Origin of the sequence: Massilia eburnea (assembly GCF_009720745.1) — a bacterium.
In the GTDB taxonomy this organism is placed as follows: domain Bacteria; phylum Pseudomonadota; class Gammaproteobacteria; order Burkholderiales; family Burkholderiaceae_D; genus Rugamonas; species Rugamonas eburnea.
This window is the reverse complement of record NZ_WNKX01000002.1, coordinates 281491-305458: the sequence shown is the minus strand read 5'-3', so window position 1 is coordinate 305458 and position 23968 is coordinate 281491. Positions and strand designations below refer to the sequence as shown.

22 protein-coding genes are annotated in these 23968 nt (G+C 63.6%); 9 read left to right on the top strand and 13 right to left on the bottom strand.

Features of this window, described 5'->3' with window-relative positions; genetic code table 11:
- Positions 1 to 74 precede the first annotated feature (74 nt).
- The 3 genes from GM658_RS03925 to GM658_RS03915 form a co-directional block, all read right to left on the bottom strand.
- A complete protein-coding gene (locus GM658_RS03925) occupies positions 75 to 1625 on the bottom strand; it encodes an FAD-binding oxidoreductase (RefSeq protein WP_155452693.1) in 1551 nt (516 codons plus the stop codon).
- Between the two features lie 185 nt (positions 1626 to 1810).
- Complete coding sequence (locus GM658_RS03920) at positions 1811 to 2029, bottom strand: hypothetical protein (protein WP_155452692.1); 219 nt, start codon at positions 2027 to 2029, stop codon at positions 1811 to 1813.
- Positions 2030 to 2039: 10 nt separating this feature from the next.
- Positions 2040 to 2405 (bottom strand): MmcQ/YjbR family DNA-binding protein, encoded by a 366-nt coding sequence (locus GM658_RS03915; protein WP_155452691.1) that lies wholly within the window; start codon positions 2403 to 2405, stop codon positions 2040 to 2042.
- 114 nt (positions 2406 to 2519) lie between these two features.
- Here GM658_RS03915 and GM658_RS03910 point away from each other — a divergent pair, with 114 nt between their 5' ends.
- Together GM658_RS03910 and GM658_RS03905 are read left to right on the top strand one after the other, a co-directional pair.
- Positions 2520 to 4121 (top strand): right-handed parallel beta-helix repeat-containing protein, encoded by a 1602-nt coding sequence (locus GM658_RS03910; RefSeq protein ID WP_170298653.1) that lies wholly within the window; start codon positions 2520 to 2522, stop codon positions 4119 to 4121.
- Between the two features lie 180 nt (positions 4122 to 4301).
- Positions 4302 to 5642 carry a sigma 54-interacting transcriptional regulator gene (locus GM658_RS03905; RefSeq protein ID WP_229416740.1) on the top strand — a complete coding sequence of 447 codons (1341 nt, stop codon included), beginning with the start codon at positions 4302 to 4304 and terminating at the stop codon, positions 5640 to 5642.
- On the opposite strand, the gene GM658_RS03900 is transcribed toward GM658_RS03905, so the two are convergent.
- Genes GM658_RS03900 through GM658_RS03880 form a run of 5 tightly spaced genes read right to left on the bottom strand, consistent with a single transcriptional unit; the run spans position 5584 to position 11188 of the window.
- Entirely contained in the window at positions 5584 to 6375 is a 792-nt protein-coding gene (locus GM658_RS03900) for an amidohydrolase family protein (protein ID WP_155452688.1), read from the bottom strand. The genes GM658_RS03905 and GM658_RS03900 overlap by 59 nt on opposite strands.
- Positions 6372 to 7172 carry a peptidoglycan-binding domain-containing protein gene (locus tag GM658_RS03895; RefSeq protein WP_155452687.1) on the bottom strand — a complete coding sequence of 267 codons (801 nt, stop codon included), beginning with the start codon at positions 7170 to 7172 and terminating at the stop codon, positions 6372 to 6374. The genes GM658_RS03900 and GM658_RS03895 overlap by 4 nt, the downstream gene beginning before the upstream one ends.
- 16 nt (positions 7173 to 7188) lie before the next feature.
- Positions 7189 to 8847, bottom strand: a complete 1659-nt coding sequence (locus GM658_RS03890) for a hypothetical protein (protein ID WP_229416739.1) — start codon at positions 8845 to 8847, stop codon at positions 7189 to 7191.
- A gap of 26 nt (positions 8848 to 8873) precedes the next feature.
- Positions 8874 to 10187 carry a hypothetical protein gene (locus tag GM658_RS03885; RefSeq protein ID WP_155452686.1) on the bottom strand — a complete coding sequence of 438 codons (1314 nt, stop codon included), beginning with the start codon at positions 10185 to 10187 and terminating at the stop codon, positions 8874 to 8876.
- A 20-nt stretch (positions 10188 to 10207) separates the two neighbouring features.
- Positions 10208 to 11188 (bottom strand): hypothetical protein, encoded by a 981-nt coding sequence (locus GM658_RS03880; RefSeq protein ID WP_155452685.1) that lies wholly within the window; start codon positions 11186 to 11188, stop codon positions 10208 to 10210.
- 243 nt (positions 11189 to 11431) lie between these two features.
- Here GM658_RS03880 and GM658_RS03875 point away from each other — a divergent pair, with 243 nt between their 5' ends.
- Both GM658_RS03875 and GM658_RS03870 read left to right on the top strand, forming a co-directional pair.
- Complete coding sequence (locus GM658_RS03875; protein WP_155452684.1) at positions 11432 to 12067, top strand: helix-turn-helix domain-containing protein; 636 nt, start codon at positions 11432 to 11434, stop codon at positions 12065 to 12067.
- Positions 12042 to 12347: an Mpo1-like protein gene (locus tag GM658_RS03870; protein ID WP_155452683.1), complete on the top strand. Its 306-nt coding sequence runs from the start codon at positions 12042 to 12044 to the stop codon at positions 12345 to 12347. Before GM658_RS03875 ends, GM658_RS03870 begins: the two co-directional genes overlap by 26 nt.
- Here the strand turns inward: GM658_RS03870 and GM658_RS03865 are convergent.
- A complete protein-coding gene (locus tag GM658_RS03865) occupies positions 12291 to 13712 on the bottom strand; it encodes a sensor histidine kinase (RefSeq protein WP_155452682.1) in 1422 nt (473 codons plus the stop codon). The genes GM658_RS03870 and GM658_RS03865 overlap by 57 nt on opposite strands.
- 147 nt (positions 13713 to 13859) lie before the next feature.
- On the opposite strand from GM658_RS03865, the gene GM658_RS03860 reads away from it, so the two are divergent.
- Positions 13860 to 14303, top strand: coding sequence for an acyl-CoA thioesterase (locus GM658_RS03860; RefSeq protein ID WP_155452681.1), 444 nt, complete (start codon positions 13860 to 13862; stop codon positions 14301 to 14303).
- A 123-nt stretch (positions 14304 to 14426) separates the two neighbouring features.
- Here GM658_RS03860 and GM658_RS03855 read toward each other — a convergent pair whose 3' ends face one another.
- Positions 14427 to 16244, bottom strand: coding sequence for a DUF885 domain-containing protein (locus GM658_RS03855; RefSeq protein WP_155452680.1), 1818 nt, complete (start codon positions 16242 to 16244; stop codon positions 14427 to 14429).
- A gap of 98 nt (positions 16245 to 16342) precedes the next feature.
- On the opposite strand from GM658_RS03855, the gene GM658_RS03850 reads away from it, so the two are divergent.
- Complete coding sequence (locus tag GM658_RS03850) at positions 16343 to 16813, top strand: cupin domain-containing protein (RefSeq protein WP_155452679.1); 471 nt, start codon at positions 16343 to 16345, stop codon at positions 16811 to 16813.
- Positions 16810 to 17202 (top strand): hypothetical protein, encoded by a 393-nt coding sequence (locus GM658_RS03845; RefSeq protein ID WP_155452678.1) that lies wholly within the window; start codon positions 16810 to 16812, stop codon positions 17200 to 17202. The genes GM658_RS03850 and GM658_RS03845 overlap by 4 nt, the downstream gene beginning before the upstream one ends.
- A gap of 1 nt (position 17203) precedes the next feature.
- On the opposite strand, the gene GM658_RS03840 is transcribed toward GM658_RS03845, so the two are convergent.
- Positions 17204 to 19489 carry a DUF1631 family protein gene (locus tag GM658_RS03840; RefSeq protein ID WP_170298652.1) on the bottom strand — a complete coding sequence of 762 codons (2286 nt, stop codon included), beginning with the start codon at positions 19487 to 19489 and terminating at the stop codon, positions 17204 to 17206.
- 103 nt (positions 19490 to 19592) lie between these two features.
- On the opposite strand from GM658_RS03840, the gene GM658_RS03835 reads away from it, so the two are divergent.
- Positions 19593 to 20219, top strand: coding sequence for a retropepsin-like aspartic protease family protein (locus GM658_RS03835; RefSeq protein WP_170298651.1), 627 nt, complete (start codon positions 19593 to 19595; stop codon positions 20217 to 20219).
- Here GM658_RS03835 and GM658_RS03830 read toward each other — a convergent pair.
- Together GM658_RS03830 and GM658_RS03825 are read right to left on the bottom strand one after the other, a co-directional pair.
- The gene (locus GM658_RS03830; protein WP_155452675.1) at positions 20216 to 21379 is read right to left on the bottom strand and encodes an HPP family protein; all 1164 of its coding nucleotides are present in this window, start codon (positions 21377 to 21379) and stop codon (positions 20216 to 20218) included. The genes GM658_RS03835 and GM658_RS03830 overlap by 4 nt on opposite strands.
- Positions 21380 to 21410: 31 nt before the next feature.
- Positions 21411 to 21896, bottom strand: coding sequence for an Lrp/AsnC family transcriptional regulator (locus GM658_RS03825; protein WP_155452674.1), 486 nt, complete (start codon positions 21894 to 21896; stop codon positions 21411 to 21413).
- A 99-nt stretch (positions 21897 to 21995) separates the two neighbouring features.
- On the opposite strand from GM658_RS03825, the gene GM658_RS03820 reads away from it, so the two are divergent.
- A complete protein-coding gene (locus GM658_RS03820) occupies positions 21996 to 23957 on the top strand; it encodes an aminotransferase class V-fold PLP-dependent enzyme (protein WP_155452673.1) in 1962 nt (653 codons plus the stop codon).
- The last annotated feature ends 11 nt before the right edge of the window (positions 23958 to 23968 follow it).

Here is a 23968-nt window from a genome sequence, read left to right as displayed (position 1 = left end):
CTTCCATGCTGGCGGGGCCATATTCAATCGAGTATAGGCCCTGCAGCAGGAAGGAAACTCACTCATTGTCACCGTTATTTCGCGGGCTCAATGCTTTGTGGGTAGCGGAAGCGGTTATCCGGATCCCATTGCGCTTTCACCTGCTGCAGCTCGTCGTAGTTTTCGCCGAAGTAGCCGTGCTGCCAGTCCTTGTATTCTGCGTTCACATAGTTCTGGTAGTAGCGGTTGGACCACAGGCCTTTCATGTCCGGCGATTCGTAATAGTCTTTCAGCCAGCGGAAGGCTTCTGCCTTTTCGCTGTCCTGCATCCAGAACGAATCGGTGAAGATGTCGAAGTAGGCGTTGCGATGCACGAAGGCGGTTTCGTGCGGCGCGACCTTGTTGATCGCGCCGCCGTAGGGTTCCATCGAAACGATGTTGTAGGGATTCGGGCTGGTCTTGAAGTAGTCGACCATCTTCTGGAATTCCTGCTCGCTCAGGGCGCGTTCGATGTAGGCGCAGCGCTTGGTTTCCTTGATGGTGTCGGGGATGATGCCCTCAACGTTATCGAGCAAATGCTCGTTGGCGGCCGCGTAGGGAATCTGGTGCTGCCACAGCGGGCCTGCCGGGAAGCTTGGCGTGCCAATGTCGAGCAGCGGTTGCATGGCCGCCTGCGCCGCATCCTTGCTGGCGCCGGAATAGATGCCGCGGATGCAGAAGTAGGGGCGGTTGATGGTGCAGCTTTCGCCGCCTGGCGCCTTGCCCGGCACCTCTTCGATGGCGAGGAAGCCGAGCAGGCCGAGGTCCAAATCCTGCAGCGTCTTGGTCATCTTGTCCTGCCAGGTCTTCAAAACTTTTGCAGCGTCATCGATCGGCCAGTTGACCTGGATGGGCCAGACATCCTTCAGCTTCTCCAGCTTGTACTTCATGCCGACCACGATGCCGAAGTTGCCGCCAGTGCCGCCTTGGTGCGCCCACAGCAGCTCGGGATGCGACTTGGCGTTGGCGGTCACGATTTCGCCAGTGGCCGTCACCATGCGCACCTCGAGCAAGCTGTCGCAGGCGATACCCCAGCGCATGCTGGTGTAGCCGTATCCGCCGCCCATCGTATAGCCGGCCATGCCGACCGAGTTGCAGCTGCCGCCCGGATTGTGCAGGCCGTATGCATTCAGCTCCTGGTTGTACTCGCCCCAGGTCACGCCCGCGCCGACGGTGGAAGTCATGCCTACCTCGTCGACGAAGATGCCTTTGATGTTGGAAACATCGATCAGCACGCGGCCATCGAGTACCGAGTAGCCTTCGGTGCTGTGTCCGCCGGCGCGCATGCAAACCGCGAGGTTCTGCTCGCTGCAGAACTTGACGGCCTCGACCACGTCGGCGCTGCCGGTGCAGTAGACGATCATCAGCGGATAACGGTTGAAGGCGTTGTCGCTGTCCATGCGCCCGCTGGCATAAGGTGGATCGAACGGCGTGACGACCTGGCCATTCAGCTTCTTTGTCAGTGCCTGGAATGCGGCGGGGCTGATGCCATGTTCTTCCAGATAGGCGATGAGCGGAGGAGTGTAAGTCTTGGCCCCGAGCAGCGGTCGATTTGGATTGCCGGCCAGGGCGAGCTTGCGCAGCGGGTGGAATGCTGTTTTCTTCATGGTCTTGCCTTTCTTGTTGGTAGGTGGTCAGACGGTGAAAACAGTGCAGCCCGATAAAGCTACAGCATTAGCCCAGCCGCAAAAGGCGCGCTTTGTCACTTCGGGGGATTGTTCGTCGCGAATCTGCGACTTAGATGAGAAATGCCCACCCTGGTTCCTGATCCCAAGGTGGACATTTTGCGATGCTACTTCTTCGAATCGCCGATCAGGTCGAACTTGCCTTCGGAGGTCATGAAGAAGGTGCATTCGGCGCCGGCAGCGCAGCCGCTGACGTGTTTCTTGCCGGCCGCTTCCAGCACAGCAGGGTGGACACCGCGAATACCGCTAATGCCTTGCTCTTCATGATGGCGCTCCTTGTTGGAGGTGGCGGGGAAGCGGGAATCCAGGCTTAAGTTATAGCCCATCCGCACCATTTCACAAGGGCATGCCAAGGGCCTCGCGCTGTTTTACTTTCGATAGGGAAGAGAGGGCCTTGTCGTAGGACCATTGCACCAGTTCGACCAGGTAGTCGGCCGGGAAGCGCCGCACATCGACGATGGTGACCCAGTGGTAGCGCCCCATATAACGTGCAGGCTTCACGCCCGGCATGCCGGTCAGTTCGAGGAAGCGGTCGGGCGAGGCGCGGAAGCTGAAACGCCATTGCTCCGGCTCACTGGTCTTAAAGTAGGCGAATGTTTTTTCGCCGACCTTGTAGCTCAGCACGTTGACCGGCGGCGCATGCAGGTGGCTGTGTGCGCCGGGCAGTCCGCCGCAATGCGTTTTCAACTGGGTGGTGTTCATTCGGGAATAATAACGTTGTTGACCTTGCCCTGCATTTGGGGCTAGACTTGAGATAACGTTATCATAATCAGCGGGGCAGCGATGAGGCATGTGGTATTTGCAGTGGCGTTGATCATGGCAGGCTGGCGTGCCGATGCGCTGGCAGCGCAGACTTTGCATGTCGATTGTTCCTCGCAGGTGGCCAATGCTGATGGCAGCCTGCAGCGGCCGTTGAACCGGCTGGAGCAACTGAATGCAATGCGGCTGATGCCTGGCACGCGCGTGCTGTTCAAGCGCGGCATGACATGCCACGGCAGCTTCAAGCCGCCGGCTGGCAGTTCGGGCAAACCCGGCGCGCCTATCGTGGTCGATGCCTATGGTGACCTCTCGCTGGGTCGGCCAATCATTGCTGCCGGCTGCAGCGCCGCGCAATCCGACCCCGATCAATCCCAGACGGAAGCACACAAGACAGCAAACGGCATCAGTCCTTATCATTCGCTATGCAAAGCCGACGATGGTGTGGTTCGACCAGCAGCACTGCACCTTATGAATTCTGAGCATTGGGAAATCAACAGCCTTGAGCTGAGCAACGACGGCTTGGCGGAAGCGGGCCGCGTCGGCTTGCTGGTGCAACTGGAGGATTTTGGCGTCGGCCATCATTACCGCATCAACGACGTTTATGTGCACCACGTACGCGGCTACCTGCAGGATGCGCCGGGCCGGGAGCTGGCCTATAAAGAAACCGGCGGCATCCTGTTCACCGTGACGCGCCTGCTGGAACGTCCGGGCAGCAAGCAGAAGAAGACCAGCTTTGACGATGTCGTCATCGAAAACAGCGAGATCTATCAAGTAGACGGAATCGGCGTCTCCAACCGTTCGGCGTGGATGTGCCGCCAACGTGGCGCGCCCTGCGGCGACTTCGCGCCGTACAAAGGCAATGCTGATTACATGAAGGCGGCGGGCACGCAGGCCGCCAGCGATTTCTTCCCGTCGACAGGTATCGCGATCCGCCACAACAAAATCCACAATATCGGCGGCGACGGATTGATCGTGCGCACTGCCGTGGCACCCAAGGTGGTGGCCAACCTGCTGTACGACATCTGGATGCGTGCTCCCGGCAACAGTGCTGGCGCCTGGGCAATCAACACAGATGACGCGCTGTTCGAGTACAACGAAGTGTACGGTGTGCGCCACCGCGAAGAAATCGAGCCCGGTGACGGGATGGCGTTCGATGCCGACATGGGCACGCGCAATACGCGTTTCCATGCGAACTATAGCCACGACAACGCTGGCGGCATGATGCTGTTCTGCGCCTGCGGCCGCGACGGATTGGGCAACCGCGCTACAACGGAAGGCGTCCTGGTCGAATCGAACCTGAGCGTCAACGACGGGCGGCGCGCGATCATGATGGCCGGTGTCGATACGGCGCTGGTGAAGGACAACCTGATTGTCGCCCACGGCGCTACGCCGCTGATCGAGAACGCCGATTTCAAAAGCCCGAATGCCGTTGAACTGCATGGCAACCAGTTCGTCAACACCAGCAACCAGGGCGTGATGTACCGCACGAAAAACAAGGAAGGCAGCTACACCGCCATGGTGTGGCGTGAGAATAGCTTCCACGGCTATCCAGCCGGCACGCGGGCAGACGGCAAGGCGGCGGCACTGGTCGAGCGCTGGTTTGCCGCCACCGGATTCCGCGAGAATAGCTACAAGGGCTCTTCGCCACAGGCGCAATGAGACTGGCGCGCATATGGCGCCGCATATACTACTAGTCGGCAGTAACGGCAACTGGAGAAATGCATGAGTGCGCGCACGTGACAATCCGTGATCGTCAAACATGTCACCGCTTGTTACACTGTTCCCTCGCAGCTCAATCAACGGCGCGGGGTGCAGATGGCGGCTCCTTATATCGTTGCGTTGCAAAACTCTGCCGAGGACTTGCGGCGTATCTTGCTGCGCGAACTGGAGGTGCCGCCCAAGTGCCAGCCCTGGTCCAGCAAGATCCTGGTGGCGGATAGCCTCGATCATGAAGCGCTGCATCGCATCCAGCTTGCGCTGATGGGCGATGAGGTGCTTCCTCCCTGCCGTACTTTGCTGTTTCATCGATCGCCATGCCCCGGCGTGGAACGCGCGTTGGTGGCAATGGGCATCGGTGATGTCATTGAAGAATCGGCGCAAGCGTTGGAGGTCATCCGCAGCCGTTTGCAGCGCTGGGAGCAGGTTGATGCGGCTTTATGCCTGCCGCTGGTGGCAGATAACCTGATCGGCGGCAGCGCGGCGTGGGTGGGGGCTTTACGCACCATCGCGGAGTGTGCGCTATTCAGTTCTGCTGCCGTCTTGCTGACGGGACAGACCGGCACCGGCAAGGAGCTTCTGGCGCGCATGCTGCATTCGCTCGACCCCCAGGCGCGGCAGCATGAGCTGGTGGTGGTCGATTGCACGACCTTGTCGCGTGATATCGCCGGCAGTGAATTGTTTGGTCATGAAAGGGGGGCCTTCACCGGCGCCAGCAGCGCGCGCGATGGCGCCATCGCCTGTGCCGATGGCGGCACTTTGTTCCTCGATGAAGTGGGCGAGCTGCCGCTGGAATTACAAGCCCAGTTCCTGCGTGTCCTGCAGGAGAAGGCATACCGGCGCGTCGGCAGCACGCAGTGGCAGCGCGCCAGTTTCCGCCTGGTGTGCGCAACCAACCGGGATCTGATGGCTGAGGTGGCGGAAGGACGCTTCCGTGCCGACCTGTATTACCGCATCGCGGCAATGACTTGCCGCACGCCGTCACTGGCTCAGCGGCGTTCTGACATTCCTTCGCTGGTAAGGCACTTCATCGCTCATGCCGGCGGCGGCGATGCGCCTGCTGCTTCGCCCAGCTTGCTCGACTATCTTGCGGCACGACACTACAGTGGCAATGTGCGTGAGCTGTACCAGCTGGTGCTGGCTTGCATGCGCCGCTATGCGGGCGCAGGCCCGCTGTCGCTGGCTTGCCTGCCGGATGAAGAGATCCAGGCGTGGGGCGCGGACGGCGCAGCGGCGCAGGCGGAAGCGCCGCTATGGCACGCTGCCTATGTCGATGACTTCGTGCGCGCGGCACTGCGCGAAAACGTGGGGCTGAAAGAACTGGGCCGCATGGTGGAGGCTGCGGCAGTGCGGCTGGCGCTGGAGGAGTCCGAGTCCATCACCGCCGCAGCCAGCTGGCTGGGAGTTACGCCGCGTGCTTTACACCTTCGAAAGGCTGCCGCGCGCGGGCCGGATTTGCACTGAGGCGGAACAGGGCTGCGGCATTGCGGCCCAGCAGTTGCGCGGCGCGCCGGTCATCCAGTTTCAGTTCCACGATCATTTCCTTTACCTTGGCCAGCTCCACGCCGGGGTGTATCCATGGGCCGTCGGAACCGAACAGCACCTTGTGCGCACCGGCGCGCTGCACCGCTTCCACCAGGTTGTCGAAATTGCGCACGCCGGCGGTGTCGGTGTACACGTTGGGATAGCGCACCAGGATATCGATCAGGTTGCGCTGGTGGCGCCAATCGTCGGCGTAGCTGCCCATATGCGGAATGATGAAGTTGACGCTGCCGTAGGCGGGCGCAAACAGCGACACGGATTCCACTTCGCCGAGCACGTCATACAGGATCGGCACCTTCAGGTGTGCGGCGACGTCGCAAATCTCGCGCGTGATGCGGGCATCGGCGCGATGGCATTTGATACCGCGGAAGCCGTGCATGCGCACCGCCCGTTCGACCATGGCGCCAATGCGGCCACGGTCGCGGGCGGCGTGCACGAAGGCGAGGGCGCTGTAGCGGGCGGGATCGCGCTTGACGATGGCGGCGACGGCTTCGTTGGCGACGGCGTAGTCGCTGTGGAAGGCGGCCCAGATCATCGTGTGCGCGATGCCTGCACGTTGCGCCCTGGCCAGATAGTCATCGAGCGGGGCGCAAGTGTCCCAGGGGCCGGTGAAGCCGTCGCCCGGCCCGGCGTGGCAGTGGGCGTCGATGATCATGCTTGCCCCATCGCCTGTTGGGCATGCGCGTAGTTGCGGCGGTTGCGGAAACCGACCGGGGCGAATTCGCTGCCGTCCGCAGCCGGCTCGCCCGCGCTACCTGGGTCTCCTGGCAGCGGCATCGCTGCGTCGTCCGGCGCGTCCGCTGCTGCCGGCCCCACGCTGCTGCCGCCGGCGTCCGCAGCGAATCCAGCATCAGCGCCGTATGGCGGGTAGCCGTCGGGCTCCGGCGCCGATGGTGCGGCGGGCTGCGGCCAGCCGCCAGTCACGATCGGGGCGCCAGCGGCCGGATAGGCCTGCAGGATGGCGAGCAGGCGGCGCCAGATGCTGGGGCTCAGGATGCCGGTCACCGGCAGTCCGTGCCGCTGCTGCCAGCGCGCCAGCGCAAACATGAAGCGGCGGCTGTCAGGCTGGGGATACGGACTGCCGATGACGCGGCTGACCGGCCCCATTTGCGGACCCCAGTTGAAGCGGCGCGCGAACGCGCCATTCAACTGTGTACGGCGGGTCCAGTCGTTCTGGCGCGCTACCCGCTGCTGCAGCATATTGCGTGCCCTGGTGCGCAGCCACACGCCGCGGCTGGAGCGGCGCCGCATTTCGTTTTCGCCCGACGCGATCCAGTTGCGCGTGCGCAGGCTGGCCTGTGCGGCGGCACTGGCGTGGCTGCAGGTGCAGCCGCTGCTGCAGCGGCAGGGCTGGCCCGGGTGGCACACGCAGCCTTGCTGGCAGCGGCACTGGCCGGCGGCCGGCCCGGCCTGCTGCATGGCTTGGGCGATGCTGGGATATCCGTTCATCATGGCGGCATCCTCCAGGCTATTGGGTCAGGCGCGGCTGCTGCGCGGCCAGGCGGCGCCGGTTGATCAGGTCCGATGGCTGCACCGTCCATTCCTTGCCGGCCACCACCGGCGTGTCGAACACGCCCAGGTCGACGCCCGTCACCGCGCGGTAGGAGTGCACATAGTTCTGCACTTCGGGACGGCAGGCGGTCAGCCAGTTGGCGGCGATGCTGGAATCCTTGATGTCGGACCAGTTCAGGTGGCGGATGCCGAGCAGGATCATTTCGCCGCAGGTGGCCAGGGTCTGGTAGTGGCGGATCGAAGCGTCGTTCCAGCCCATGATCTGGCGCAGGGTGTCCATATGCGGCATCCAGGCTTCGGCATAAGGCACGCCCGGTTTGCCGCCCAGGAAATCGTGGATCTCCGGACGCGCCGTGATCAGCTGCTGCAGCAGCATTTCCGAGCGCGCCGTGGTGGGCATGTCGCTGTACTGGTTGTCGCTGCCTTCAGCCAGGATCAGGTGCAGCTCGCGCAGGCAGTTCAGCATCGGGAAGGCATCGGCGTGCATGGTGGTGTCCATCGAAGTGCGGTAGTAGCGGCAGGCTTCCTGCAGCACGCGGTGGAAGGCTTCGATGAACGAGGTGCGGCTGTCGGCCGGCATCAGGTTCGGCACCGCGCTGCCGCGCAGGCGCAGGCCGTACTGGTGGTCGTACTCGTAGGCGCGCCGTGCCAGCGACAGGCGGTCCGGCTCATGCCGCACATAGTCCCACAGCAGGTTGGTCAGCGGGCGCAGGTGCGAGATATTGCAGCGCGCCAGCTTGTCGCCGCCGGGGTAGAGCCGGTTCTGGAAACGCAGGGTGATGGCGTTGATGCCTTGCACCAGCATGCCTTCTTCCAGCCAGTAGTTCCAGATCAGCTCCGTCATGCAGGGATTTTCCAGCTTGTATTGCACGAAGCCGTCGAACGCGCATAAGTCGATCTGGTCTTGCGGCAGGTGCGGCACGCGCGGATTCATTTCGATCAGCTTTTGCACCAGCGTGTACGCATCGCTGGAGGGCGAGCGATTGGTGCTGCCATGGGGCGTGGCGTCGAACAGCTCGATTGCTTGCGCAGCGAGCTGGTGGACGTCCAGCACATAGGGATGGAAGATCCGGTTGGCCTCGTCCATGTCGCCGATTGGCTGGGTGCCGTTGGGCGGCAGGAATTTGCTGGTCACGCTTTGCAGCCCGGCCCCGCTCTGGAAGCAGTTCTTCACCCACTGGCCATGGCAGGCCACGAACAGGTGGGCGATGTAGACCAGCTTTTCATACGGCGGCAAGTCGGGCAGGCCTTGCGGCAGAGGCTTGGTGCCCAGCACCGCCGTCACGAAGGCCTCGAAGTTGTTGTAACTCAGGAAATCGCTGGCGCTGCGCACCATCAGGTAGTAGGCGGTGAATGGGTCGCTGGACGGATCGGGCGTGTTGCGGAACAGCTGGACCGGCAGCGGGGCGCTGGGCGCATGCGGCAGGTGGGTCTGCGCGCCGTGTGGCGCTGTACCAGCGGCAACGGCAGCCGCCGCCGCAGGCGCATGCACGGGCTGCGCCAGGGGTTGCGCAGCGGCTGGCGCTGGCGTGATCAGCGAATTGGTCGGGGCCAGATGCGTCGAAGCCGGCGCGCCTTTGGGCGCTTTGGACCCTTTGGGAATCTTCTTGGACATGGTGTGCTCCTTTGCTAGCAAACGGATTAGAAGGCGATGGCCAGGGCCGGCGGGGCCGGGCGCGCCTGGGCGCAAACGGTGCGAGCGTCGATGGTGCTGTGCAGGGCCCAGAAGCGCAGCAGGCGGCGCAGCAGGGCAACTTCCTCGGTGGCGCTGATCCAGCCGTCGAACTTGGCCTGGCCGATGGCGGCGCAAGCCTGGGTCGGCGGCAGCAGGGCCAGCGTGCCTTTGTTGCGGCGCTGCTCCTGCCACAGGCTGCGCAGGCGCGCCGGCGCACAGTACGCCAGCGGGAAAGCCTGGGCCAGGGCCATCCCGCCGAGACCGGCGGGACGGAAGCCTGCCAGCAGCGCGGCGAACTCGGGGATCACGCGTTCCAGTTCGCGGAAGGCAGCGGCATCCTGCGGCGCCGCCTGGTGCAGCGGGTACAGTGCGTCCCAGGTATCGGCCAGCTGCTGCCATTGCTGGTCGGGGTACAGCGCGTTGCCGATGGCGGCGCTGATCTTGACCCTGATCCATGGCGGCGGATGCGGGTCGTCGACGGAAAAGCGCGTGACGAAGGCAGCCGGCAGGCTGACCACGCTCATCAAGCCTTGCGTGGACGTGATGCCGACGCGCGCCACGCTCCAGAAGTCGGCGATGATTTCCGACAGCCAGATGCGCAGGCACAGCCAGCACTGGCGCTGCGCTGGCCGCGCCGCTGCCATCTGCGCCAGCGCGGCTTGCAGCTGTTCCACCAATTCCAGCAAGGCCGCGCCCTGGTGCCCCACTTCATGCACCAGCGATGAAGCGATGGCGCTGCCGACCATGCGCTCGCGCGGCATGCGGATAATGGCGACCGGCGTCAATCCCCCCCCCGGCATGCGCGCCCGCACGCGGCGGATGGCGGCGCCGGGTTCGCGGTCCAGGTGGCAGATCACCGGCGGGTTGAAGTAGGGACGGCAGGGCAATTGCAATGCATCCGCCGCTAGCACGTCCAGCCCACCCAGCCACTCGCCGTAATTGTGCTGGCTGCGTTCCGCCAGTGCATCGGCAAACACGTCGAATTGTGTCAGCATGTCCAGGAAGCGCATGCGCACGATCGCATAGCGGCGCTGCACCAGGTCCGGCGCCGCTCCATTGCCAGCCGGTGAATGCAGCCAGTGCAGGAAACGGCGCGCCAGCTTGCGCAGCTGGCTGCGGCCGTCGGCCAGGAATTTTTCGATGGCCGCCTGCGCCGCCACCGAAGGCGCGGCGGCTGCCACCATCGGCAAGGTCAGCGCGAAGGGCCGCACTTCGTTGAGGCGTTCGAGCAGCGAGTGCGCCTCGTATTCGATCATGCGGATGGCTTGGGCATGCGACATGGCGGTCTCCCCGGCGCATGTCAGCGCGAGTACACGTTGTACAGGATGACGTTGCGGCCGATCTTGCGCCAGGCGCCTGAACGCTGGTGGCCGGCGGCGCCGGGAACCGGCAGGTTGGGCGTCATGCCCGGACGATAGCTTGGCTGGAAGGGCACGCGCGGGGCCGGCGTGTTGATGCCGACTGCGGAACCGGCCGAAGCCTGGCCGCCAGCCTGTCCGCCCAGTTGCACATTCCATCCACCGGGGCTGGTCACGCGCATGCCGCCCGACAGGCCGCCGCTGGCTTGCCCGCCGCTCGCTGCCTGGCCGGTCAAGCCGTTCAGCACGGCCGAACCGATATTGCCGATGGAGGGAAGGATCTTGCCGGCGATGCTGCTCAGGATGCCGCCGATTTCCTGCTGGTTGGTGAATTCACCTTCGGGCAGGCCATCCATGGCGCGTGCGCCTTCGATACCGATGCGCACGATACGGCGCGCCACCTCGAACTCACGGTCTTCGTTGGACCAGCCTTCCATCTCCAGCCCCAGCGCGTTCTTGGCCATATTGCCGGCAGCGGCGCCCAGCGCAGTACCGACGCCGGGAATCGGGATCAGGCTGCCCAGCGCACCGCCCAGGGTTGGCAGCGCCGCGCGCGCCACGCCTTTCAGCGCATTGCCCAGCATGGAACCCAGGGGCGACGCGGCGACGCGGCGGAAGGTGCGTCCCAGATTGCGTACCAGGCCGCCCAGGAAATGGTCCAGCTCCTGCTGGTTGCTGGCAGACAGCAGTTCGGCAGCCATGGCGAGTTCGGCTTCCTGGTTGATCTCGCCGGTCATCGGATTGACCAGCTCACCAAGATATTCAGCCTCAAAGGTCGGCGCATATTCGCCTTGGTAGCCGCCGTACTCCTGCTGTCCGGCATACTCCTGCTGGGCATATTCCTGAGGGAACTCGCCCTGGGCATAGGCAGGTGCAAATTCGCCTGCTTCCATGAATTGCTGGATGCGATCAGTGTTGTGCATGACTTGCTCCTCATAAAAGGACATCGGTGGATGAACGGCTATGCGCCCATGCCGGGTGATGTGCAAATGCCATGCCTGCCGATTTGTTACGACCCTTGAGAGGGGGCGTGGGGAAAGGAAAAGCAGAAGGAAGGAAGCCGGCTTCACTGAGCCGCCTTGCGGTGTGAAGCCGGCTTCAGTTCGACTCACGGATGCCGACGCCGATCTGGCGGCGGGTGCAAATGCCATGCTAATATTTGGCTCATGATCGCTTCGGCCCTGTTTACACCGGCCCAGCAAAAGCTGTTGGGCTTGCTGTTCGTGCGCGTGAATGAGGGATTCCACCTCAACGAAATCATGCGCTTGACGGGGCTGGGCAGCGCATCCGCACAGCGCGAACTCAAGCGCCTGCACGAATCCGGCCTGATCGTCTCCGAACGCATCGGCAATGTGCGCCAGTTCCGCCCCAACAAAGACAATATCGTGTATGCCGAGCTGGCCAGCCTGGTCAAGAAAACCTTCGGCCTGGTCAGCGTACTCAATTCCGCGCTGGCGCCGATGCGCAGGCAGCTCAGCGTGGCCTTCGTCTATGGCACCACGGTCAAGCAGGCGGAAGATTCCAGCGCCCCGGTCGAGCTGTTGCTGATCGGCGAGAACACCACCTATGGCGAGCTGCTGAGCAGGCTGCCGGTGGCGGAGCGGCTGCTGCGGCGCAAGATCAATCCCAACCTGTATTCGGTCGACGACTTCCAGCGCCGCCTGCGCGAAGAGCAGCCCTTCATCCTCAAGATGCTGTCCGAACGCAAGGTGTTCGTGCTGGGCGACGATACCGACCTCGATCGCATTATCAAGGAAGTCCACCCGGAGGAAGGCCATGGAGACGCGTTACACGACGTTTGAAGAGTTCTACCCCTACTACCTGCAGGAGCACGCCAACAGCACCTGCCGCCGCCTGCATTTCGCCGGCTCCAGCATCGTCCTGCTGCTGCTGGCCGCGGCCATGGTGACGGGCGAGCTGGCGCTGCTGTGGCTGCTGCCCGTGGTCGGTTACGGCTTTGCCTGGGTTGGCCACTTCTTCTTCGAACACAACCGGCCGGCCACCTTCAAGTATCCCCTGTTCAGCCTAATGGGCGATTGGGTAATGTTCCGCGACATGCTGACGGGACGCGTGGCGTGGTGAGGACAGGGTGCGCGGCAGGCTGATCGCCACCCGCGTGTAGCGGCCGGCTTCCGACTCGCAGCCGATCTCGCCGCCAAAGGCCGTCACTACCCGCTTGCAGAAGGCCAGGCCCATGCCGGTGCCGCCACCGCTGCAATGCGTGGTGTAGAACGGCTCGAACACATGGGGCAGCACGTCGGGGGTAATGCCCTGTCCGTTGTCCGTCACCACCAGCCAGTTGAGCGCACCGCGTGAATAGCATTCCACATCCACCGCGCCAGTCCCTTTGAGCTTGACGGCTTGCAGCGCGTTCTTCAGCAGGTTGTACAGCACGAACATCAGCAGTACGTCCGAACCGTGGAAGCTGAACTCGTTGCGGATCGCCACCCGCACCTGAGAGCGCTCGGCGCCGGAGAAGGGATAGCAAGCCATCGCCTCGTCCACGCACACGCTGACCGAATGCACGGCGAAGCTCTCGCGCTTCATGACGCCGTCGCGCGCCGAGGCGAGCAGCATGTCGACGATGAAGTTGGAGCGCGACACTTCGGCATCGATGCTGCGCGCGATCTCGCCCAGGTGTTCCAGCTGGCGTGCACCCAGGGCGCCCTGGTGATCGGGCCGGTAGCCCGCGATCAGTTCCGGCAGGTTACGCGCCAGGATGCGGGTCTGGCTGCGAATGCTGGCCAGCGGCGTGCGCATCTCGTGCGCGATGGAAGCCGCGGCGGCCATCGGATCGGCCAGCAGGTTGTGGCGCACGATGGCTTGCGCGATCAGTCCCAGCGACGCGACGATGAAGGCCACGCCCGGCGGATACATCTCGACACCGTAGTTGCACAGGTAATCGCTGGCGGCGCCAAAATAGATCAGGATGCTGAGCAGCACATAGCGCAGCCGCGTGCGCTCGGTCGACACGGCAAGCTGCTGGCGGCGGTACAACAGCAGCAAGGCGCGGCCAATCACAAGCACGGTCTGCGCCAGGTGCAGCGGATGCAGCAAGCCGGCCTTGGGATAGGCGCCATAGAAGTAGTGCTGCAGGCCGGACAGCATCAGGTCCGTGGTCGGCAGCAGCAAGCCCAGGCCGCAGGCAAACAGATAGCTGATGTACAGCCCGGGCTTTTCATCGCGGGCGCCGGTCAGCTCGATGATGAAGTGGTACAGCGTGGTGGGCAGGAACAGGATCGGCAGGTAGCCCAGGCGCGCCAGGGCCATGGCGGTGTCCTGGTTACGGGTCAGGAACAGCAGGGCCCAGCTGGCCTGCCAGAAGAAGGTGGTCGCGCAGACCGCGAAAAACGTCAGGCCGACCCGGTTCGGGCCGCGCGAGCGCAACACATACAGCCCATAGCCAATAAACAGGGCTGAGACCAATGCCGGTATTAACGCATACATTGAGTTTCCTCAGCTGATGAACAGATTGTTAACAGCTTATTGTCAAGAAATTGGACAAGTATTGAGGAATATCAATAGTTCGGCGCGCAGATAAGAAAAAGTAAGGGCTGGCACTAAGCCGTTTTACTTTTATGGAGAAATAGTCCTATGTACGTGCACGTCCCAGCCCCCGACGCCCCAGCAGCAGCCGAAATGACTTTCCACCACAAGATTGCGATTTTCCTCAAAGATTCAAACGCTTACGGCAATACTTATTTCGCGCGTTATTTCGAATGGCAGGGTATTTGCCGGGAAAAATGGTTTTATGAATGTATTTCGCGCGACATGCTGCAGGCAGAGGGGGTATTTATCACCAAGCATGCGGAGAATGATTATTTGCAAGAGACTTTTCCATTCCAGGAAGTGTCTTGCGAAATGAATACTTACGATGTGCGGAAATGTTCATTCTGGTTGGAATTCCGCTTTTATTCCGAAGGGCATCCCGTATCGGTAGGCCGGCAGCAGATCGTATTCGCCAACCACGCCAAGCAGATCACCGCGCTGCCGGAGCTCGTGCTCAAGCGCATCAAGCGCTACGCCCTGAAAAAGTGAAACTGCCCAGCCCGTGTCCCACCATGGGGTCACACCCGAATCGGGACACGGGCCCAGCTATTCGCTGGTCGAGCCCGTGTCCCATTTCGGGTGTGACCCCATGGTGGGACACGGGCACGGCTGTTAGCGGGTGGCGGCGATCCAGGCGTCGACCTTGGTTTCCAGCAAGGCGAGCGGGAGGGTGCCGTCGCCCAGCACGATGGCGTGGAACTTGGCCAGCGTGAATTTGCTGCCCAGGGCCTTCTCGGCCTTGGCACGCAGTTCCTGGATCTTCAGGGCGCCGGTCTTGTACGACAGGGCTTGCGCCGGCCAGGCCATGTAGCGCTCGGTCTGGTTGCGCGCGACGCTTTCGTCGCCCAGGGTTTCGGTCATGTATTTGATCGATTGTTCGCGCGTCCAGCCTTTGGCGTGCATGCCGGTGTCGACCACCAGGCGTACGGCACGCAGCATTTCATCGTTCAGGTGGCCGAAGTATTGGGCGGGATCTTCGAACAGGCCCATCTCCTTGCCCAGGGTTTCCGCATACAGCGCCCAGCCTTCGGTGAAGGCGTTGTTGCCGCCGAATTTGCGGAACTTCGGCATGTCCAGTTCCTGCATCAGGGCGATGTGGAAGTGGTGGCCTGGCTTGCCTTCGTGCAGGAAGAGGGTGGTCATGCCTGGGCTGCCGTACTTGGTCGGGTCGGTGACCACGGACCAGAACACGCCCGGACGCGAGCCGTCCAGCGCAGGCGCGGTGTAGTGGTCGGAGGCGGTGTCGCGGCTCAGCTCAGGCTCCAGGCGCAGGTCCAGCTTGGCCTTCGGGATCAGGGTGAACATCGATGGCAGCTTGGTGTCCAGCACGTCGTTCAGCTTGCGGTACACGGCTTGCACTTCGTCTTCCGTCTTGAACGGGAAGAATTTCGGCTGCTGTGCGACCCAGGTCGGCAAGCCGGCGGCAGGGCCGTTGTAGCCCAGCTTAGGACCGAGCTTGGCGTATTCGGCCTGGATGCGCGCGACTTCGCGCAAGCCGGTCTGGTGGATTTCTTCCGCGCCCTTGCTGGTGGTGGTGGAGTCGGCGATGCGAACCTTGTACCACGCGGCGCCGTTCGGCAGGGCGCTCCAGCCGGTGCTGGTGCGGCAGGCCGGCAGGTATTCTTTTTCGATGAAGGTGGAGAGCTTGCTCAGCGCCGGGTTCAGCTTGTCGGCCACGGTGGCGCGGTAGGCGGCGCTCAGGCGCTGCTTGTCGGCGTCGCTGAAGCTGGCCGGGAACTTGGTCACCGGCGTGTAGTAGATGTTCTTTTCGGGCGTATCGCTGACCAGTTTCTGGAATTGCGGCAGCGCGGCTTCGATCAGGGCTTTGGGCTGGGTGATGCCTTTGCCCATGCCTTCCTTCATGTTGACGATGGCCTGGTCGATCCAGCCCGGCAGCTGGTTCAGGCGGCTCAGGTAAGCCTCGTATTCCTTGACCGTGGTCAGTGGCTGCGCGCCGTCGCCGCCGGCGAAATTCGCCAGCGTGACCGGCATGCTGCTCATCTGGTCGATCGGCAGCAGGTGGTCGGGGAATGGCTCGGACGCCAGGTAGTTCTTCAGCTCATAGGCCATCACGTCGTAGCTGGTGCGGTCGCCGCTGTTCAGCTTCCCGCGCGGGATGGCGTGCAGGCGCTTGGTGAATGCGCGGTACAGGTCGAACTGCTTGGCGCGCGTGGCCGGCCAGAGGGCGGTGCCCAGCTGGTCGTCGAAGCGGTTGTCGCCGTTTTGCGAGGCGCCGACCGGATCGAATGTTGCGATCGCATCGTAGTACTCGTCGGCCAATGCCCAGAACTGCTTCTTCGCTGCCTCACTGCTTTTGGCGGAGGCTTTTTCCGCCACAGCCGGCTTGGCTGCGGCAGCGTTGGCGTGGACAGGTGCATACGCCAGCAAAACGGCGGCGGCCAGCGCGCCGAGGGTAATACGATGTTTCATTTGTCTTGATCCGGGTAAATGAAGGAGCGCTAAGCATAGCCGAGCAGGCCCGCTGCTACAATGTTGCGAGACCGCCAACAACGAAGGAAGGGGCCAGCATGTCGTATCCGCACATCGTCCGTCAAGCCGCCGCGCAGGAAGCGGAAGGCACGTTCTCGCATCCGTGGAATCCGAACTCGGAAATCAGCGGTTCGCAGCTGTCGCGCATGGCGAGCTTGAAGCGCACCGGCGTGAACATCGGCCGCCTGAAGCCGGGCAAGGAGTCGTTCGCCTACCACCTGCATCACAACGAAGAGGAATGGGTCTACATCCTGTCCGGGCGCGGCGTCGCGCATATCGATGGCGAAGATTATGCGCTGGAGGCAGGGGACTTTGTCGGCTTTCCGACGCCATCCAAAGCGCACCAGATGATCAACCGCGGCACGGAAGACCTGGTCTACCTGATGGGCGGCGAGAACCTGGAATGCGAAGTGGCGGACTTCCCTGCGCTGGACCGCCGCATGGTGCGCACCGGCGACAAGATCAAGGTCTACAAACTCTCCGAAGGCAAGGACTTCGGCCCCATATGAAGAAATTTCTACCCTTGCTGACGATTGCGCTGGCGGCTTGTTCGACGGCGCCGCCGCCGCGCGGCTGCGGGCAGGAGAAGTTCGATGCCTTCCTGCCGCGCTACATGAGCGATCGCCCGTTCGCTACCGGGCGCACCGTGTTCCCGCTTGAATCGATCGCTGCGCTGCAAGAAAAGAAAACGCTGGTGTCGCGCGAGCAGTTCGCCAAAACGGACTTGCTGGCGGACTTGATCAGGACTGAAAAATTGTCGAGCCGCCAGTCCGCCAGTCCGGCGCAGGCGGAGCTGACGGTATTCCGGCCCGATTCGGATTCGCTGGTCTACTACTATCGCTTCCGCCAGCAGGACGGCTGCTGGTATATGTGGCAGTTTGAAGACGCTTCGTTATGACTCAGGCGGCGGCGTCCAGGGATTCCGCACCCGTCATCAGCGACTCCACCGCGCGTTCGAATAGCGGCGCATATTCAAGCGGGCGCAGGCTGCCTTCGCGCATGGCCGCCAGCAGCGCGGCGCGCGAATACACCAGCGGCGCGGACTGGCCCTGTGCGGTGAACAGGAAGCCGGCCTTGCGCGGCGCCACGGCGCTCAGGCGCCATTGCACGTAATTGTCGTCGGACAGCAGCTCGAAGCCGTTGCCGGCATGCGCCCATTGCAGCAGTTCGTCGTCGCTGGAAGAAGCAGTGGCCAGCACCGGGTCTGGCTGCACCGTGGCCAGGATGCCGTGCAGCGCGAATTCAGCGCGGAACTGGCTTTGTCCCGGCAGGGCGTCGGCGCGCAAGCCATCGGCGGCCAGCGCGATCGGCTGGTCCAGGTCGATCGCGCCAAAGCGCGCGCGCAGTCCCGCCACGCTCATGCGCGGCAAGACCGACGGCGGCAGGCTATTGGACAGCACGTCCATGTGCAGCGATACCAGCTGGTCCAGCGCCGCCTGCGCGGCAGCTTCCTGCATGCCGATTACGGCCAGCCCGGCGCGCAGTTCGCGCCCCAATGCCGGCAGCATTTTCATCAGCGCGGCGCGTTCTTCGGGCGCGATCTTCTCTTGCGCGCTCCACACCAGTTCGGGCAGCAGCTTGCCGTAATCGGGCTGGCGGCCTTTCGTATGCACCATCACCTGTGCCCAGGTGCCGGTGATGAAGTCCATCATGCGGCGCTCGACGTTCACCGATTCCAGCTGTCCGCGCAGCGCATCGGCAACGGCGGCCAGTTGCGGCGCCACTTCCACCGCACGCTCGAGGGCCGGCATGCAGCGCCGCACCACCGGGTCGCATTCGCGCAGGAGGCTGGTCAGGAAGCCATCGAGTTCTTCTTCGGCGTTGGCGAAAACCACCGGGTCGCGTTCGTACTGTTCCAGCACCACGGTGACCACGCGTTCGACTTCGCCTTGCAGCGGCTGCAGCAGCGGCGAGTCGGCGCCAATGCCGGCGGCGGCGCTGCCGATGCGGTCCAGCAGGCGGCGTCCCGGCAGATGGGCGCCCTGCAGCACGTCCAGGTCTTGCAGGGCGGCGCGCAGGAAGGGGGCGTGCAGGCGGCACAGCTGCTCGCGCATGCCCTTCGGCAGCAGCTCGTCGTTGAGGATGAATTCGAACAGCATGCCGACCAGTTCTACCACGATGCGCTCGGAGCCGGGCGGCAGGTTGGCCAGCCGGTCGAGCAGGGCAAGCGGCGCTTGCGGGCCGGAGCTGATATTTTCCCGCTGCAGCTGGCGCAAGGCGCCGTCAAGCTGCTGGCGCAGCTGGCTTTGCGCCGGCTGCGCGCTGTACTTCATGCCGGAGGGCGTGAAGAAGCTGTAGACCAGCTCCTGCAACTCCGGCTTGGCATGCATCGGCATGCCGCCATGCTGCATGGCCGGCTGGGCGCCTGGCGGCATCCCGTGCGGCGCTCCGGCCACGCCTTGCGGCAAGTCGAACTGCTGTTGCTGGATCTGCTGCTGCAGGACGCCAAGGCGTTCCACACGCTGGCGCATGGCCTGGTCGGCGTCGGCCTGGCCGGTAACGGCGCGCTGCCATGCCAGGCGTTCCTTTTCGCGCTTGTTCAATGCCGTAGGCCGCGCCAGCAGGCGCGAACGGATGCCGCGCGACTCGAATACCTCGCGCAGGCGGGTGTAGAAATCGCCCAGTTCCACCGTCATGGCTTCCGACAGCACGTCGAACAGCAGCTTGCTTTGCGCTTCGTCAGTCACGATGGCCTGCAGGCCGTCGTACAGGGCGCGCGCCATCAGGTAAGGGCGGAACGGGTTTTCACGTTCGCGCACTTCGCTGTCGCCATGCATCTGGGCGATGATCAGGTTCAGGTGGCCCAGGCTCAGTTCATCGGCGTCGCGCAGACGCAACAGCAGGCGCTCCACCTCGATCTGGCGTGTCACCACTTCATCTTCGACCAGGGACAGGGTGTCGGCGCGGAAGTCGTGCAGGCCGGTGCGCAAGTCGGTGTGCATGGTCTGCACGGCGCGTGCCAGCAGGGCGGAGTAGGCGCGCTCCATGCGCGCGCGCAGGGCGGCCCCGTGCTCGCGCAGGAAGAGGCGGCAGGTACTGGCCATGCGCTGGTCCGCCGGAGACGCCGTGCGCGCGGATTCACCCAGCGCAGCATCGGCCCGGTCGGTCATCCGCCTGCACAGGGTGCCAAATCCGGTTTGCGCTTCTTCAAGGGCAAGCGCGAGCACCCGTTTCAACGTTTGCATATGCATTGATTCTAGCGAAATGTTGCACCGAAAAGCCAACAAATTAACGGTTGAGTTGTGTCAAAATGCAATATTCAATGCAATCCGAACTGGAGTTTCCGCCATGCGCACAGCTTTCATGGCTTCACTGATCTTCGCCGCGGCATCTGCCCATGCCGACGTGAGCCTGGTCGGAACCCTCAAAGAGAAGGCCCTGCTGTCGGTCAATGGCGGCCCGGCCAAGACTTTTCCGGTGGGCGCCAGCCTGCCCGACGGCAGCAAGCTGGTGGCCGTGACTTCCGGCGAAGCGACCATCGAGGAGCACGGCAAGCGCTATACCATCCGCCTGGGCGAATACGCCGCCGCCCCTGCGGCAGGCGGCAACTCCATGGTACTGTCGCCCGATCCTTTGGGCCACTATAACGTACAGGGCGAGATCAATGGCGTACCGGTGCAGATGCTGTTGGACACCGGTGCTTCCTTCGTTTCCATCCCGGCCGCATTGGCGCGCAAGATGGGCATCGATTACCGCGGCAAAGGACGGCGCGGCATGAGCTCCACCGCCAACGGCACCACGGAAGTGTGGCTGGTCAAGCTTGACCGGCTCAAGATCGGCGAGCTCGAATTCGCCAACGTCGACGCCACCGTCAGTGAAGCGCCGCTGCCGGTCATCCTGCTTGGCAATTCAGTCCTCAAGCGGGTCGACATGAAGACGGAAGCTGGCAAGCTCACCTTGAGCAAGCGTTTCTAAGCGGCTGTCGCCTCGGCCAGGCGGCTTTCGTACAAGGCGGCCACCACGTCCGATTGCGTGACGATGCCGGCGAAGCGGTTTTCCGCGTCCACCACGGGAATATGGTGGAAGCCGGAATCGGCCATCATCGGCACCAGCTCCGTGATCGGCGTGTCGATGCGCGCGGTGCGCGGGTTCTTCACCATGATCTGGCCAACGACTTCCGGCTTTTCCGAATGGCTGGTGCCGCTGGGGCGCAGGAATTCGCGCAGCTGGCGGCGCATGCCGTGGTAATCGTGCAGCCCGCCGTGCGTCATGAAGTCGCTGGTGGTGACGATGCCTATCACGCGCCGGACCCGGTTCAGCACCGGCACCGCGGCGATGCGGTGGTCATGCATTTCGCGCCAGGCCTGTTCCAGCGGCGTGGCGAATTCCGCCGTCACCACGTCCTTCGACATGATTTCGCCGCAGGTAATGATGCCGAAGCGGCGCTGGTAGGCGCGCATTTCCGTCTTCAGGAACAGTTCTTCCAGGTCGTCGCGGCTGATGTCGAGCACCTGGTTGTACTGGCGCAGCACGGCGTCCAGGTCTTCGGGCTGGAAGCCCAGGCGCACCGTCGGCACCTGGTCCCTGGTGGCATGCGGGTTGGGGTGGGCCAGCAGCTGCTTGTGCGGATAGCGGCGGCCGGTCAGGTTGTTGTAGGCGATGGCGGCCATCACGATCACGACGCAGTCGATCAGCACGGGACCGAGGCCGAAGCCGAAACCCATGGCGTGGATCTTTGGTCCGCCGATCACCACCATCAGGGCTGCCGCGCCGCCGGGCGGGTGCAGGCAGCGCAGGGCGAACATGGCGGCAATCGCCATCGGCGTCGCGAGGCCGATGGCCAGCGTGCCGTCGCCGAACAATTTGACGCACAGGGCGCCCATCAGGGCCGACACCACATTGCCGCCGATGATGGACCAGGGCTGGGCCAGCGGGCTGGCTGGCAGGCAGAAAAGCAGCACGGCGGAGGCGCCGATCGGGGCCACCATCCAGATGGCCTGGTCGCCCAGCATGGCGTGGGCAACGACGGCGGTGAGCAGGAGGCCAAGCAGGGCGCCGAAGCTGGCGCGAAGGCGTTCACGCTGGCTGGTATTACTGCGGGCGGGAACTAACGATAAAAGCAGGGATTTCAGCATCCCGGCATTATCCCACGGTTGAGCGTAACTCTCAGCCGCCGGCGCCGTGCGACACCAGGTCAAGCGGCAGGCTGGTGGTGTACTTGATCTGCTCCATCGAGAAGGCGGAAGAAACGCCGGTCAGCTGCGCCGCCTTGATCAGCTTCTTGTAAAAACGGTCATATCCTTCGATATCGGTGGTCACCACTTTCAGCAGGTAGTCGACGTCGCCGCTCATGCGGTGGAATTCCTGCACTTCCGGCAGCGCTTCCACGGCGGCGGCGAACTTGGCCAGCCATTTTTCATCGTGCTGGCTGGTGCGCACGCTGACGAAGACCGTCACCGGCAGGCCTGCCTTGCGGCGGTTGATGATCGCTACGCGGCGCTCGAAATAGCCATCCTCCTCCAGCCGCTTCAGGCGTTTCCAGCACGGCGTGGTGGAAAGGCCAACCTTTTCCGCCAGCTCCGCCACGGACAGCGTGCCATCCACCTGCAAAGCGCCGAGTATCGCGTAATCGTAGCGGTCGAGATCGTTCATTTTTACTTATATCGATATTTGGAATGCTTATTCTACATTGCAGCCGGTTTGGAGTAATTTTGGAATGGGCAATTCGGCGCTGTTTCGTAAACTATCCACATGAGCAAAGAAATTTATCTCGACGGGAATGCCACCACCTGTGTGCTGCCCGCTGCGGTCGACGCGGCGGTGCAAGCCATGCGTGATTGTTTTGGCAATCCAAGCAGCACCCATGCCACTGGCCTCAAGGCCAAGGCCATGATGGACATCGTGCGCCAGTGCGCCCGCCGCCTGCTGGGCGTGGGCGCCGGCCGCATCATGTTCAATAGCGGCGCCACGGAAGGCATCCAGACCGCTGTACTGTCGGCGCTGTGCGCGCTGCGCGAACGCCGCGAGCGCGGCGAAACCACCGGCGGCCTGCTGGTGTACGGCGCCACCGAACACAAGGCGGTGCCGGAAGCGCTGGCGCACTGGAATCGCCTGCTGGGCCTGGGCCTGGAATTGAAAAAGCTGCCGGTCGACGGCGACGGCCGCCACGACCTGGCCGCCCTGCGCGCGCTGGCGCCGCAGGCGGCCTTCGTCTGCACCATGGCCGCCAATAACGAGACCGGCGTGGTGTCCGACCTGCCTGGGATTGCCGCTGCACTGGACGGCAGCCAGGCGCTGTGGATGGTCGACTGCGTGCAGGGCCTGGGCAAGCTGTCCCTCGACCTCGGCCACACCCGCATCGATTACGCGCCATTCTCCGGCCACAAGCTATACGCGCCGAAAGGCATCGGCATGCTGTACGTGCGCGAAGGCGCGCCATACACGCCGCTGGTGATGGGCGGGGGGCAGGAAGCCGGCCTGCGCTCCGGTACCGAAAACATGGCAGGCATTGCGGCCCTGGGCGCCGTGCTGGCCGCATTGGAAGAAGGCGGCACGTTCCGTACGCCGGCCGAATTGCACGGCTTCCGCGAAAAGCTGGCGGCCAGCCTGCGCGCAGCCTTGCCGGGCATTGTCTTCAATGCCCCGTTTGAAAAAGCATTGCCGACTACCCTGAACTTCTCCGTTCCTGGCTTGTCGAGCAAAGAGTTGCTGGACGTGTTTGACGCCGCCAATGTGCGCGTCAGCGCGGGCAGCGCCTGTTCTGCATCCAAGGCGGCGCCGAGCTATGTGCTCGACGCCATGGGCTTGCCCGCCTGGCGCAGCAGCAGTGCGGTGCGCATGTCGTTCGGCCCATTGGCCAGCGAAGAAATGATTAACGAAGCCTGCGCGCGCATCGAGCGCTGCGGCAAGGCGCTGCGCGATGCCGGCTTGCTGGATACGCCAGTCTCCGGAGCCAGCGCGCCGGAGGGCGTGCTGCAACTAAGCCTGGCAGGCAACCACACCTGGCTGCTGCTGGATGCTCCATCGCACCAATGCATCGCGATCGATTTGCAGGCGGAACTCGCGGAGCGCGTCGACAGCTTGCTGCGCAGCCATGGCTACCAGCTGCTGGCCCGCCTTTCCACGCGCGATGGCGCTTCGTGGACGGCCGATACGGCAAGCCTGGCGTTTGGCGCGCAGTCCCTGCGCCGCGTGGCGCTCGATGCCGACCAGCAGGCTTACCTGCTGTGCAGTGGTGATCGTGTGGCTTATGCCTTTACCGGCATGGCTGCGTTGCGCGATCTGGCGGGCGCGGTGCCTGCCGATGCCCTGCTGTGCACTGGCCGTGAAGAATTGAATGCTTGCTGCACCAGCTTGCGTGCGGAGGCGCAGGGCGGGGTCGCTGGCGCTGACTTGAGCCTGGACAGCGTGGCGCTGGCACGCTTGCTGGAGGCGCAGCCGCAGGCGGTGCTGGTGGATGTGCGCGAGTCGTATGAGCAGGCGGCCTGCATTCCAGGCGGACGCGCGGCGCAGAGCGTGCCTTTGAGCCGGCTGGCCGCGTTTGTGCCGGGGTGGCTGGGTGCTGCAGAACAGCCGCCATTGGTGTTCTTCTGCCGCAGCGGGAATCGTAGCGCCAAGGCGGCGCAGTGCATGCGCAGGCTTGGCTACCGTAATGCTTTCAGCCTGGGCGGGGGGATTGCCCTGGCAGCGCCGGGGTTGGCGCTGGCTGCGTAAATTTTGCGAAG

What these genes read in the sequence shown, in the direction of transcription:
- GM658_RS03925 (WP_155452693.1), bottom strand. Translation starts at nt 1,625, where the DNA reads ATGAAGAAAACAGCATTCCACCCGCTGCGCAAGCTCGCCCTGGCCGGC.
- GM658_RS03890 (WP_229416739.1), bottom strand. Translation starts at nt 8,847, where the DNA reads ATGTCCAAGAAGATTCCCAAAGGGTCCAAAGCGCCCAAAGGCGCGCCG.
- GM658_RS03850 (WP_155452679.1), top strand. Translation starts at nt 16,343, where the DNA reads ATGTCGTATCCGCACATCGTCCGTCAAGCCGCCGCGCAGGAAGCGGAA.
- GM658_RS03875 (WP_155452684.1), top strand. Translation starts at nt 11,432, where the DNA reads ATGATCGCTTCGGCCCTGTTTACACCGGCCCAGCAAAAGCTGTTGGGC.
- GM658_RS03920 (WP_155452692.1), bottom strand. Translation starts at nt 2,029, where the DNA reads ATGGGCTATAACTTAAGCCTGGATTCCCGCTTCCCCGCCACCTCCAAC.
- GM658_RS03855 (WP_155452680.1), bottom strand. Translation starts at nt 16,244, where the DNA reads ATGAAACATCGTATTACCCTCGGCGCGCTGGCCGCCGCCGTTTTGCTG.
- GM658_RS03845 (WP_155452678.1), top strand. Translation starts at nt 16,810, where the DNA reads ATGAAGAAATTTCTACCCTTGCTGACGATTGCGCTGGCGGCTTGTTCG.
- GM658_RS03895 (WP_155452687.1), bottom strand. Translation starts at nt 7,172, where the DNA reads ATGATGAACGGATATCCCAGCATCGCCCAAGCCATGCAGCAGGCCGGG.
- GM658_RS03840 (WP_170298652.1), bottom strand. Translation starts at nt 19,489, where the DNA reads ATGCAAACGTTGAAACGGGTGCTCGCGCTTGCCCTTGAAGAAGCGCAA.
- GM658_RS03910 (WP_170298653.1), top strand. Translation starts at nt 2,520, where the DNA reads ATGGCAGGCTGGCGTGCCGATGCGCTGGCAGCGCAGACTTTGCATGTC.
- GM658_RS03835 (WP_170298651.1), top strand. Translation starts at nt 19,593, where the DNA reads ATGCGCACAGCTTTCATGGCTTCACTGATCTTCGCCGCGGCATCTGCC.
- GM658_RS03820 (WP_155452673.1), top strand. Translation starts at nt 21,996, where the DNA reads ATGAGCAAAGAAATTTATCTCGACGGGAATGCCACCACCTGTGTGCTG.
- GM658_RS03830 (WP_155452675.1), bottom strand. Translation starts at nt 21,379, where the DNA reads ATGCTGAAATCCCTGCTTTTATCGTTAGTTCCCGCCCGCAGTAATACC.
- GM658_RS03860 (WP_155452681.1), top strand. Translation starts at nt 13,860, where the DNA reads ATGTACGTGCACGTCCCAGCCCCCGACGCCCCAGCAGCAGCCGAAATG.
- GM658_RS03825 (WP_155452674.1), bottom strand. Translation starts at nt 21,896, where the DNA reads ATGAACGATCTCGACCGCTACGATTACGCGATACTCGGCGCTTTGCAG.
- GM658_RS03900 (WP_155452688.1), bottom strand. Translation starts at nt 6,375, where the DNA reads ATGATCATCGACGCCCACTGCCACGCCGGGCCGGGCGACGGCTTCACC.
- GM658_RS03880 (WP_155452685.1), bottom strand. Translation starts at nt 11,188, where the DNA reads ATGCACAACACTGATCGCATCCAGCAATTCATGGAAGCAGGCGAATTT.
- GM658_RS03865 (WP_155452682.1), bottom strand. Translation starts at nt 13,712, where the DNA reads ATGTATGCGTTAATACCGGCATTGGTCTCAGCCCTGTTTATTGGCTAT.
- GM658_RS03885 (WP_155452686.1), bottom strand. Translation starts at nt 10,187, where the DNA reads ATGTCGCATGCCCAAGCCATCCGCATGATCGAATACGAGGCGCACTCG.
- GM658_RS03915 (WP_155452691.1), bottom strand. Translation starts at nt 2,405, where the DNA reads ATGAACACCACCCAGTTGAAAACGCATTGCGGCGGACTGCCCGGCGCA.
- GM658_RS03870 (WP_155452683.1), top strand. Translation starts at nt 12,042, where the DNA reads ATGGAGACGCGTTACACGACGTTTGAAGAGTTCTACCCCTACTACCTG.